Origin of the sequence: Gordonia spumicola (assembly GCF_009932475.1) — a bacterium.
GTDB lineage: Bacteria > Actinomycetota > Actinomycetes > Mycobacteriales > Mycobacteriaceae > Gordonia > Gordonia spumicola.
Genome location: NZ_BJOV01000002.1, coordinates 469,755 through 481,567 on the forward strand (window position 1 = coordinate 469,755; position 11,813 = coordinate 481,567).

An 11,813-nucleotide genomic window follows, 5' to 3' on the forward strand; every position below is an offset into this window, starting at 1 on the left:
CGCTGTCACCGGGTGACAGCGAATCGCAGGTTAGACGTATTGTGCCGTCGATCAGCACTGAAATCGGTCGTTTCGCCACCTCATGGGCCGGTCGACTAATCTCAACAGTCGTGCCAGTGTCGACACCATCCTCCGACGATCCCCCGGCCGCCGACCCCGTTTCGGGCCCGGTCTCCGTCCGGACCGTGAAGCTCGTCGCGATCATCGCCGGGCTCATCGCGGTGGTCTCCGCAGCGCTCGTCCCGCTGCTCCCCGTCTCCGAGACGACAGCGTCGATCAGCTGGCCTCAGGGGCAGTCCCTCGGCGCCGACGATCCGTCCGTCGTGGCGCCGCTGATCGCGCAGACCGCGCAGTCGTTGGATGTGACGATCCCATGCCGCGCGCTCGCCGAACTGCCCGCGGGCTCGTCGACGGTCCTCGCGACGATGCCGCGCTCGGCGCCGCAGGCCGCGCCGAAGATGCTGTCGATCACCGCGTCCGACACCGCGGTGACCGTCCTCATGCGAAGCTCCATCGCGGCCACCGCGTCGCGCGCCGACATCGCGGCGGGCAGGTGCACGGCGCTGCACGTGTTCGCTTCCCCCGCCCGGACGGGCGCCCAGTTCGTCGGACTCGGCCCGGCGAAGATCCTCGACGCGGCCAAACGTCCGCAGATCGACGGTTTCTACACCACGCTGACGACCGCGCAGGTCGAGGCGCTGGCCGCGAAGGGCATGCACGCGCGCGTCGACGTCGACAACCGCTACGAGTCGAGCCCGTCCGCCCTGAAGGTGGCCGTCATGGTCATCGCCGTGCTGGCGACGGTCATCGCGCTCATCGCCCTGTGGCGTCTCGACCGGGACGCGCTCGGTGCCACGCGCCGCGCCGGGTCGTGGCTCCGGTCGATCCGCCCGCGAGTGTCCGACGTCGCGGTGACCGGGGTCCTGGTCCTGTGGACGTTCCTCGGCGCGGCCGCACCGGACGACGGCTACATCCTGACGATGGGCCGCGCGGCCGACGCGTCGGGATACATGTCGAACTACTACCGCTTCTACGGCGTCGCCGAGGCCCCGTTCGACTGGTACTACAGCTTCCTGTCGCTGTGGTCGCAGGTGTCGACGGGCATCGTGTGGATGCACGTCCCGCAGCTGGTCGCGGGGCTGGCGACCTGGTTCGTCCTCTCCCGCATCGTGCTCCCCCGGCTCGGGATCACGCCGTCGTCGGACAACAATCGGTGGGCCGTCGCGACGGCCGCGGCCGTGCTCCTCGCGTTCTGGCTGCCGCTCTGCTCGGGCCTGCGCACCGAGGGGATCATCGTCCTCGGCTCGCTTCTGACGTGGTGGGCCGCCGAATCGGCCATCACCGGCCGCAGGCTCCTTCCGGCCGCGTTGGCCGCGACGACGGCGGGGTTCACCCTCGCCCTCGCCCCGCAGGGCGTGATCGGCGTGGCCGTCCTGCTCGTCGCCGCCCGCCCGCTGCTCCGCGTCCTCCTAGAACGGCGCAACGACGCCGGGCTGCTGCCCCTCCTCGCGCCGATCGCGGCCGCCGGGTCGATCGTGGCCGTGGTCGTCTTCCGCGACCAGACGATCATGACGGTGCTCGAGGCGGCCAAGGTCAAGTACCAGACCGGGCCGATCGTGCCGTGGCATCAGGAGTTCCTCCGCTACTTCTTCCTCACCGTCACCACGCCGGACGGCGCGCTCGCTCGCCGCATCGCCGTGCTGCTCGTATTCGTCTCGGCGATCATCACCACGATCGTCCTGCTGCGTCGGCGGAGCATCGACGGGGTCACGTACGGTCCCGCGTGGCGTCTCGTCGGATCGTTCGGCGTCACCCTGCTCCTGCTGTTCCTCACCCCGGTCAAGTGGACGATCCACTTCGGCGTGTTCGCGGGATTCGCGGCCGCATTGTCGGCGGTGGCCTGCCTGGCGATCGCGCAGGCCGGGGCCCGGTCGTCGCGCAATCTCGCCGTATTGACCGTCGGCCTGCTGTTCGCCCTCGCGGCGGCAGCGGCGGGCAAGAACGCCTGGCCGTACGCGTACCGCTACGGGATCGTCTGGTTCGACATGCCGCCCGCGTTCCGCGACATCCAGGCGTCGTCGGTGCTGTTGTTCCTGGCCGTCGTCGCGGTGGCCGTCGCACTGTGGCTGCATCTGCGCAGCGACTACGTGACCAACCGCGGCCTCGCGCATCACGAGGCTGGCGAGCCCGACTCCCCGGCCGACAAGCGTCGTCTGGCGCTCGCGTCGAGTCCGCTCGTGGTGATCGCGACCCTGATGGTGCTGGCGACGCTCGCGGCCTTCGGGAAGGCCGTCGTCACCCGCCCGCCCGCGATGACGGTGTTCAGCAACAACGTCGCATCGCTGTCGGGCGGCACGTGCGCGATGGCCGACAAGGTGCTCGCCGAACCCGACGCCAACGCGGGCATGCTCGTCCCCGCGGGCGGACTGTCGGCGACGAAGGCCCTGACCGGCGACAAGCCCGTCGGTTTCACGCCGACCGGCATCCCCGACGACCTGACGCCCGACCCGTCGAGCGCCCGCGCGGGCCAGATGCACGTCGGCGGTTCCACGTCCAAGCCGTTCGCGATCGTCGGCGGCCTCGGTGCGGGCACCGACGGCGGTGTCGGCCCGAAGACGGTCAACGGGTCCACCGCGGCCCTGCCGTTCGGCCTGAAACCCGAGACTACTCCCGTGCTGGGCAGCTTCGGCTATCAGGCGAACGCCTACCTCACGACCGGCTGGTATCGGCTGCCCGAGCGTGACGCGTCGCCGATCATCGTGTTCTCGACGGCTGGCGCTGTGTCGACCTTCGACGCCGACGGGCACCGCACGCCCGGTCAGCAGGTGGTGGCCCAGTTCGGCAGGACCGGCCAGAACGGCGAATTCGTGCAGGTCGGCGGCGATGTGACGCCGATCGACCCCGGTCCCGTCATGCCGAATCGTCCGTGGCGGAACCTCCGCGTCCCGATGTCGGCCGTCCCCGCCGCGGCGACCGTGATGCGCCTGCACCTGGCCGACACCAATCTCGGCGTCTGGCAGTTCATCGGCATCACGCCGCCGCGCGCGCCGAAGCTCGTCACCCTGCAGGACATGGTCGGGTCCACCGATCCGACGCTCATCGACTTCTCGGCCGCGTCGCAGTTCCCGTGCCAGCGGCCGATGACGTTCACGCACGGCGTCGCACAGGTCCCCATGTGGCGGATCAAACCCGACTTCGTGACCGCGAACTCGCAGTCCCGCACGTGGATGGCCGCCAAGGCCGGCGGACCCCTGTCGATCGTCGAGTCGACGACGAAGCAGGCCGCCGTCCCGACGTATCTGCGTGACGACTGGCATCAGGACTGGGGTTCCCTGGAGAGGCTCACCCCGATCACGCCCGACGCCGCCATCGCCCGTGTCACCACCGCACCGGTCACCCGGTGGGGATGGAACCGCACCGGGACCATCCGTCTGGAGCAGCCGCAGTCATGACCGATACTCCGAATCCCCAGCGCGAAACCCGCTACCGGACCGCGAAGATCGCGGCCGTCGTCGCAGGTCTGCTCGGTTTCCTGATGGCGTGTCTGACGCCGATCCTGCCGATCGATCAGCGGACCGCCGAGCTGCAGTGGCCGCAGAACGACGCGATCACGAATGTGACTGCCCCGCTCGTGGCGTTCGTTCCGATCGACGTGTCGGCGTCTGTCCCGTGTTCGCTGGCGTCGTCGCTGCCGCGTGAGGGCGGCGTGCTGATGTCGACGCTGCCGACCAAGGGCCGCAAGGCCACTGCTCGCGGACTGTTCGTGCGGGCGACGCCGGACACCATCGACATGGTGGTCCGCGACGTGGTCCTGCTGAGCGTCGACCGCGACGTGGCCGAGCGCACCGCGGGCTGCGCCTTCACGTTGACCGGCGACGGGTCCGGCGTGACCGCGAAGATCACCGGCGTTCCGGCGAGCGACACGTCGACCTTCGCCGTCCCCGACCCGGACATGCGTCCGCAGATCACCGGCGTGTTCTCGGATCTGCCGTCGACGGCGCCGCGAGACGGCCTGAACCTGCACGCGACGATCGACACCCGGTTCATCAACTCGCCGACTCCCCTGAAGCTGGCCTGCATCGTGTTCGGCATCCTGATGACGTTGGTGTCGTTGATCGCGCTCGGCGTCCTCGATTCGCGGGACGGCCGCGGCCACAAGCGGTTCCTGCCCGCGGGCTGGTTCACGATCCGCGGGCCCGACGTCGCAGTGTTCGTCGTGCTGGTCGCGTGGTGGCTGATCGGCTCGAACACGTCGGACGACGGCTACAACATCACGGTCGCGCGCATCACGAGCGAAGCCGGGTACGCCGACAACTACTTCCGGTACTTCGGCGTCCCGCAGGACCCGTTCGGCTGGCATTTCCAGGTGCTGTCGTGGATGACGCACATCAGTGTCGCGACACCGTGGCTCCGCCTCCCGTCGCTGCTGTTGGGTCTTCTCGGCTGGTGGATCATCAGTCGTGAGGGCATTCCGCGTCTGGGTCGCGCGGTCCGCAACTCGTCCGCGGCGGTGTGGGCCGGCGCGACGGTGTTCCTGGCGATCTGGATGCCGTACAACAACGGCATCCGGCCGGAGCCCGCCGAGGCCGTCGGCGCGCTGCTGACCTGGGCGTGTGTGGAGCGTGCGATCGCGACGCGACGCCTGCTCCCGTACGCGTTCGCGACGATCGCGGCGGCGTTCACGCTGGCCCTCGCGCCGGGCGGTCTGATGGCCGCCGCGGCGTTGATCGCCGGACTGCGACCGGTCGTGAAGGGCGTCGTCTCCCGCCGCAAGCGCGACGGTCTGCTCCCGATGCTGGCGCCGATCGCGGCGGCCGGCTCGGCCGTGCTGTTCATGATCTTCTACTCGCAGGCGTTGGGGCCACTGTTGGAGGGCAACAAGGTCGCGACCGACGTCGGACCGACCGAACAGTGGTGGCAGGAGCCGCAGCGCTACTACTGGCTGGTGTTGAACACCGGCGACGGCACGTTCCCGCGCCGTTTCGGCATCCTGTTGATGATCCTGGCGCTGGTGGTGGCGATCTTCCGCCTGGTGTCGAGCAGGCATCCGGCGGGCGTCGCGCGGGCGCCGTTCTGGCGGCTGATCGGGATCATGATCGGCACGATGTTCTTCATGTCGTTCACGCCGACCAAGTGGACGCATCATTTCGGCATCTACGCGACGATCGGCGCACTGCTGGTGGCGGGCACGACGGCGATGATGTCGCCGACCCTGCTGCGGTCACGTCGCAACCGGACGTTCTTCGCCGCGTCGGTGCTGCTGGTGACGGCGGTGGCGACGGCCGGAAGCAACATGTGGTGGTACGTCGGCTCGTACGGCATCCCGTGGTGGGATCAACCGATCGCGATCGCCGGGATCAACCTCAGCTGGTTCGCACTGGCGGCCACGTTCGTCGTCGCGGGCGTCGGTCTGTGGTTCCACTTCCACGACGACTACGTGGACGACGAGGTCCGGACGGGTGCCCGTCGCTCGGGTCTGATGCGGTTCACGTTCTCGCCGATCCCGGTGATCGCGGGGCTCGTCGTCGTGTTCATGCTCGGCTCGTTCGTGAAGGGCGCGTGGGTGCAGCGCGACTCATGGTCGTGGGCCAAGTCGAATGCGCGGGCGTTGACCGGCGACGAGTGCGGCCTTGCGAACGACATCCTGGTGGAGGCCGACCCGAACGGGGCCGTCTTGAAGCCGGCCGCGGTGAACGGTCGTCCCGCGCCGACCGCCGCTGCGGCGCTCGGCTCGACGAACTCCGGTTTCACGGCCGACGGCGTCCCGTCGACGGCCATCATCGATCCGCTGGATCAGAAGAAGGACGACACCGAGCAGGACGACGCGGTGGCTCCCCCGACCGCAGGCGGCGACGCCGTCGACGAGTCGGGCTCCGAGACGGAGGCGACGCCGGTCCCGGAGAAGACAGCGACGACGGTCAAGCTCCCGTACGGTCTGACGACTCCCGTCCTCGGCAGTTACGGTTCCAAGCAGGTCAGCGAGTTGACGACCGGCTGGTACGACCTCGGTTTCGAGGCGGGCCAGGCTCCGGACGCGAGTCCGCTGGTGAGCGTCGCAGCGGCTGGCTCGATCGCGGCGTTCGACGATCACGGCGTCCTCACGGAGGGTCGACGCGTCGTCGCCGAGTACGCCCGCCGTGATGCGAACGGCCGGGTGACGCCGGTCGGGGCCCCGCAGGCTCCGGTGGACGCGTTCGCGACGTCGTCGAACTGGCGGACGTTGCGGTTCGTGTTGAAGGACGCGCCGCCGCGCGCGTCGCTGATCCGTCTGCACGTCGTCGACGACGGTGCCGCCGTCAACGATTGGGTGGCGATCACTCCGCCACGCGTTCCGACGCTGCGGACGTTGAACGACGTCGTCGGGCGCACCGATCCGGTGTTCCTCGACTGGATGCCGGGCCTGGTGTTCCCGTGCCAGCGGCCGATGGCCGTCCGCAACGGGCTGCTGGAGCTGCCGAAGTGGCGGATCATGCCCGACGCCGAGGCGACCCGCAAGAACACCCAGACCTGGCAGGACGGCGTCAACGGCGGTCCGCTCGGCATCACCGAGGGCCTCCTGTCGTACACCCTGGTCCCGACGTATCAGCGCAACAACTGGGCCCGCGACTGGGGCGGCCTCGAGCGGTTCACTCCCCTCGTCACCGCCACCCCCGCCGACATCGTCACCGGCCGACATACGGTGAGCGGCCTGAGCAACCCCGCCCCCATGCGCTCGAAGGGCTACTGAGAGATTTGGGCGACTGAGACTTTCGTCCGCCAGTTGTGTCGCGTATAGCGTCACAACTGGCGGATGAAGCACTGCGGGGACGTGCACGGTCGCACCCGGTCGGGCCAGCCGAGCCGGTTCAGGATCAGTGCCACCTTGTGTGCGGTCGTGCAGGACCTGTCGAACACCTGTCCAACGCCGACGCGTAGCGTCGCCCTCGACTCCCATACTGCAGCGTCGAGATCCCGTTCGAGATCGGCATCGTATGCCGTGGCGTTGTCGTGGAACATCCGACCGTCGAGTTCGACGATGAGGCCCCACTCCTCGTAGACGACGTCCCGCAGGCCCCGACGCCCCGATCCCGTCTCGGCTTGACGGGTCGGGGGCGGCAACCCATGCGAGCGCTCAACTTTCGTCAGATAGCCGTGCTCGAGTACCGACAGGGTCCCGTCACGCACATCGAGGAGGACCTCCTGGAGAAATTCACGGCGCGCGATCCGCGTCCGCGCCTCGACTGCGGACAGCAGTCTGTCCGCGGTGGTGATCCGGGCCTGAACCGCGTCGGACAACCTCGCGACGGTCGCCATCTCCGTCCTCGCGGCAGCCGCCAGGTCAACCACGGCCTCGTCTATGCGCACCCGCGGCGGAAGCGTGTTGAACTGTGCGATGTCCGCGAAGTCGGAGCGATAGTGCAGTACGACCCCCGGACGTCTGCCGACGCTGCGGTGCGCGGCGACCGCGATGTGGATCGGGCCCGAACCACCACCCAGGACGGCGTGGACGGCCGACTCGTGACTGAGCGCGGCGGGTGCGGCATCCAAGACTGCGGCCCACGCTCGTTGCCGCCACGTCGGTTCGCCCGTGTGGGTCAGGTAGACGCCGCGATAGAACTGGACCCAGTCCCTGCGGCGAAGCCGGCTCCGGACATAGTTCGTGTCGAGGCCGCAGCCCAGAACCTGACTCCTGCTCACCACCCCGTCCTGCTCTCGCAGAACCCGATTCAGACGTCGATCTGCGTCATCCCCCATCGGCGAATAGTCGCACGCCCGCTCCGACCGCGACAGCACTCTATCCACAGGCACCAGGAGCCTGTGGACAACCCTTCGTCCGCCGGTTGTGTCGCGTATAGCGTCACAACTGGCGGACGAAATCCTTACATCTCGCCCCAGACCGCACGAGCGCCGGAGTCGCCCGCCTTGTAGACGAGGTAGATCGAGGCGACGGCGGCGACGACGGTCAGGACGCGGGCCGCGATGTCGAGAGCCTTGAGGACCGGTTCGGTGAGCGGAAGTCGGTCGGTGACGGGACGCAAGCGCACGAGATAGAGGAGGAGAGCCGCACCGAAGAGGCAGCCGACGCCGATGATCACGACGTCGCCCGCCTGGGTGTGGGTTTCGAGGGCGGGCGAATGGCCGACCTTCTCTTCCAGCGCCTCACCCGCCGTCGTCGCGATGGGCGTCGCGATCAGGGCAAGGAGGGCCAGGATCGACGGCAGCGGCCCCATCTTGGCGCGGGCGACGGGCCAGAGCGCGGCGGCGATGCCGACGAGAGCCGCGACAGGCACCGCGACGACGACAAAATGCACGATGAGCGGGTGCAGCGGCAGACCGTTGAAGGTGTCCATAAGCTCAAGAGAGTAGACACCCGACCCCGACAACGTGTGACGAACACCAGAGGAGAGGCGCGACGTGGGACTTCCGGACGGCGGACTGCTCACCCTTCTCATCGGTGGATCACTCGTCGCGGGATGGATCGACGCCGTCGTCGGCGGTGGCGGCCTGGTGTTGATCCCGCTGATGCTCATCGTGTTCCCCGGCATCGCGCCCGCCACCGCGTTCGGCACCAACAAGGTCGCCGCGATCTGGGGGACGGCCACCGCCGCCGCCCTCTACCTGCGGAAAGTCACGGTGGACAAGCGGATCGTGGCGATCAGTGTGCCCGTGGCGGGCGGATTCGCCGCAGTCGGAGCACTCGCGGCCTCTGCGGTCAGCTCCGACGTGATGCGCCCATTCGTCATCGTCCTCATGCTGGGCGTCGGCGCGTTCGTCGTCTTCCGCCCGCAGTTCGGCGCCACCACCGAGTCGGCGACGCCCGTCGGACGCGGCAGGTTCGTCGTCGCAATCGCCATGCTGGCCGTCATCGGCTTCTACGACGGCGTGTTCGGGCCGGGCACCGGCATGTTCCTGATCATCACGCTCACCGCGCTGCTCCACCAGAACTTCCTGCAGAGTGCGGCGATGGCGAAGGTCGCCAACACCGCGACCAACGTCGGAGCGCTCATCGTGTTCACCTCACAGGGACACGTCATGTGGCTGCTGGGCGCGATCCTCGCCGTCGCCAACATCGCCGGATCGGTGCTCGGATCGCGTCTGGTCCTCGGACGCGGCACAGCCGTTGTCCGATACGCCCTGCTCATCGTGGTGATCGTGATGGCGATCAAGCTGTCGATCGACCAGTTCGCCTAGGGTGTGTTGCTTGAAGCGAACCGATCCGACGGCCACTATTGACGGCATGACCACCGACGCGACTCACCCGCACGAACCGCACGCGACCGGGCTCGCCAATCGACTCAACTGGCTCCGGGCAGGCGTCCTCGGCGCGAACGACGGCATAGTCTCCACAGCGGGCATCGTCGTCGGAGTGGCCGCGGCGACAGCCGACCGCGGTCCGATCTTCACCGCAGGCGTCGCCGGACTCGCGGCGGGCGCCGTGTCGATGGCGCTCGGCGAATACGTCTCGGTGAGCACCCAACGCGACACCGAGACCGCCCTCCTCGCGAAGGAGCAGTGGGAACTCGCCAATCAGCCCGACGCCGAACTCGACGAACTGGCCCAGCTGCTCGTCGGCAAGGGGCTGTCGGAGGACACCGCGCGGGACGCCGCAGCCGAACTCACCGAGCACGATGCGTTCGCCGCCCACGCCAACGTGGAACTCGGCATCGACCCGCACGACCTCACCAACCCGTGGCAGGCCGCGGCGTCGTCCGCGATCTCGTTCACCGTCGGCGCTCTGCTGCCGCTGATCGCCATCCTGCTGCCGCCCGAGACGTGGCGCATCCCCGTCACATTCGTCGCGGTCCTCGTCGCACTCGCCGCCACCGGCGCCCTTGGCGCCTATCTCGGCAAGTCCCATCCCCTGCGCCCCACCCTGCGCATGGTGATCGGCGGGGCGGTCGCCATGGCCGTCACCTACGGCATCGGCCTCGCGTTCGGGCAGGTGGTGGGCTAGACCTGCAGCTCGCCCATCGCGTCCCAGCCGTCGCCGTCGACCTGGCGGGAGATGATGCGCGGCGTCGACACCAGATGCGGTCGCATCGCTTCCAGGCCCGCCGCGAAGTGATCGCTCGACACGTGGGGACCAGCGCCGTCGTCGGTGAAGGCCTCGACCAGAACGAACTCGTTCGGATCATCGAGACTGCGCGACCACTCGAACCACAGGTTGCCCGGCTCTGCCCGGGTGGCGGCGGTGAACTCCGCCACCGCGTCCGGGAACGCTTCGACGCTCTCCGGCTTCACGGCGAACTTGACGACGATGAAGTACACGACGACCTCCCGGTCAGATAGGCATCAGGAAGTGCTTGCGCGGGTTGCGCAGGATCTGCTTGTCTCGCAGCTGCGCGAGGGCCCGGCGAAGCTGCAGGCGAGTCTCCGCGGGCTCGATGACGGCGTCGACGTAGCCGCGCTCGGCCGCCAGGTACGGGGTCGCCATCATCGCGTTGTAGAACGCGATGAAGTCCGAACGCACCTTGTCCGCGTCGTGGGCGCTGAGTCCCTCCGTCTGCCTCCGCGTCAGGATCGCGGCCGCCGACTCGGCGCCCATCACGGCGATCTTCGCCGTCGGCCACGCGAAGTTGACGTCGGCGCCCAACTGCTTGGACCCCATCACCGCGTACGCGCCGCCGTACGCCTTGCGCAGGACGACCGTCACCTTGGGGACGTCGGCCTCCACATACGCGAAGAGGAACTTGCCCGACCGGCGGATCGTGCCCTTCTGCTCCTCCGCCAGGCCGGGAAGGATGCCGGGCGTGTCGACGAGGAACACGAGCGGGATGTTGTAGGCGTTGCAGATCCGGACGAACCGGGTCGCCTTCTCCGACGAGTCGGTGTCGATCGTCCCGGCCATCACGCTCGGCTGGTTGGCGACGATGCCGACGCTGTGCCCGTCGACACGCGCGAAACCCGTCAAGATGTTCGGCGCGAAGATCTCCGACACCTCGTGGAACGCACCGTCGTCGAACAGGCGCAGGATGATGTCCCGCATGTCGTAGCCCGCGTTGTCGTTGTCGGGCATGAACTCGTTGAGCGTCAGATCCGACTCGGTGATCTCCGGCTCGAGACCCGGGTTGATGACCGGCGGCTGCTCATGGGTGCTCGACGGCATGTACTCCAGGTACTCGCGGACCCACTCGAACGCGGCCTTCTCGTCCTCGGCGACGTGATGGATGTTGCCCCACCGCGCCTGATTGTGGGCGCTGCCCAGATCCTCGGCCGAGATCTCCTCGCCCGTCGTCTGCTTGATCACGTCGGGCCCGGTGACGAACATGTAGCTCTTGTCCTCGACGGCGACGAGGACGTCGGTGTTGGCGGGCGTGTACACGGCTCCACCCGCACACTTGCCGAGGATCACCGAGATCTGCGGCGACAGACCCGACAGCAGATCGTTGCGTCGCCCCATCTCCGCGTACCAGGCGAGGGAGGTGACGGCGTCCTGGATGCGGGCGCCCGCCGAGTCGTTGATGCCGACCATCGGGCAGCCGAGCTTGCCCGCCCACTCCATCAACGCCGCGACCTTGCGGCCGAAGATCTCACCGACCGTGCCTCCCATGACCGTCTGGTCGTGGGAGAACGCGGCCACCGGACGCCCGTTGACCAGACCGTGACCGGTGACGACGCCGTCGCCGTAGCCCGTCTCCGACGAGCCCGGCGTCTTCGCCAACGCCCCGACCTCGACGAACGTCCCCGGATCGAACAGCATCTCCAGACGCGCCCGCGGCGAGAAGATGCCCTTCTTCGCACGCTTGGCGACGGCCTTCTCACCGCCCGGCTCCTTCGCCAGTTCGAGCTTCTCGCGCAGGTCGGCGAGCTTGCCAGCAGTCGTGTCGGTCACG

8 protein-coding genes are annotated in these 11,813 nt (G+C 68.6%); 4 read left to right on the forward strand and 4 right to left on the reverse strand.

Annotated elements, in window-relative coordinates:
• Nucleotides 1-110: 110 nt before the first annotated feature.
• Together GYB83_RS04330 and GYB83_RS04335 are read left to right on the forward strand one after the other, a co-directional pair.
• Nucleotides 111-3,452 (forward strand): arabinosyltransferase domain-containing protein, encoded by a 3,342-nt coding sequence (locus GYB83_RS04330; protein WP_186349706.1) that lies wholly within the window; start codon nt 111-113, stop codon nt 3,450-3,452.
• Nucleotides 3,449-6,727 carry an arabinosyltransferase domain-containing protein gene (locus GYB83_RS04335; RefSeq protein ID WP_161894317.1) on the forward strand — a complete coding sequence of 1,093 codons (3,279 nt, stop codon included), beginning with the start codon at nt 3,449-3,451 and terminating at the stop codon, nt 6,725-6,727. The genes GYB83_RS04330 and GYB83_RS04335 overlap by 4 nt, the downstream gene beginning before the upstream one ends.
• A gap of 50 nt (nt 6,728-6,777) precedes the next feature.
• On the opposite strand, the gene GYB83_RS04340 is transcribed toward GYB83_RS04335, so the two are convergent.
• Both GYB83_RS04340 and GYB83_RS04345 read right to left on the reverse strand, forming a co-directional pair.
• Nucleotides 6,778-7,677: a hypothetical protein gene (locus tag GYB83_RS04340; protein ID WP_228461161.1), complete on the reverse strand. Its 900-nt coding sequence runs from the start codon at nt 7,675-7,677 to the stop codon at nt 6,778-6,780.
• A 182-nt stretch (nt 7,678-7,859) separates the two neighbouring features.
• Complete coding sequence (locus tag GYB83_RS04345; RefSeq protein ID WP_186349707.1) at nt 7,860-8,330, reverse strand: DUF2231 domain-containing protein; 471 nt, start codon at nt 8,328-8,330, stop codon at nt 7,860-7,862.
• Between the two features lie 64 nt (nt 8,331-8,394).
• Between GYB83_RS04345 and GYB83_RS04350 the strand changes: the two genes are divergently transcribed.
• Together GYB83_RS04350 and GYB83_RS04355 are read left to right on the forward strand one after the other, a co-directional pair.
• Nucleotides 8,395-9,171, forward strand: coding sequence for a TSUP family transporter (locus GYB83_RS04350; RefSeq protein WP_161894319.1), 777 nt, complete (start codon nt 8,395-8,397; stop codon nt 9,169-9,171).
• 46 nt (nt 9,172-9,217) lie between these two features.
• Complete coding sequence (locus GYB83_RS04355; protein WP_161894320.1) at nt 9,218-9,934, forward strand: VIT1/CCC1 transporter family protein; 717 nt, start codon at nt 9,218-9,220, stop codon at nt 9,932-9,934.
• Here GYB83_RS04355 and GYB83_RS04360 read toward each other — a convergent pair.
• Nucleotides 9,931-10,248 carry a putative quinol monooxygenase gene (locus GYB83_RS04360; RefSeq protein ID WP_161894321.1) on the reverse strand — a complete coding sequence of 106 codons (318 nt, stop codon included), beginning with the start codon at nt 10,246-10,248 and terminating at the stop codon, nt 9,931-9,933. The genes GYB83_RS04355 and GYB83_RS04360 overlap by 4 nt on opposite strands.
• 13 nt (nt 10,249-10,261) lie before the next feature.
• Nucleotides 10,262-11,812: an acyl-CoA carboxylase subunit beta gene (locus tag GYB83_RS04365; protein ID WP_161894322.1), complete on the reverse strand. Its 1,551-nt coding sequence runs from the start codon at nt 11,810-11,812 to the stop codon at nt 10,262-10,264.
• Between the last annotated feature and the right edge of the window lies 1 nt (nt 11,813).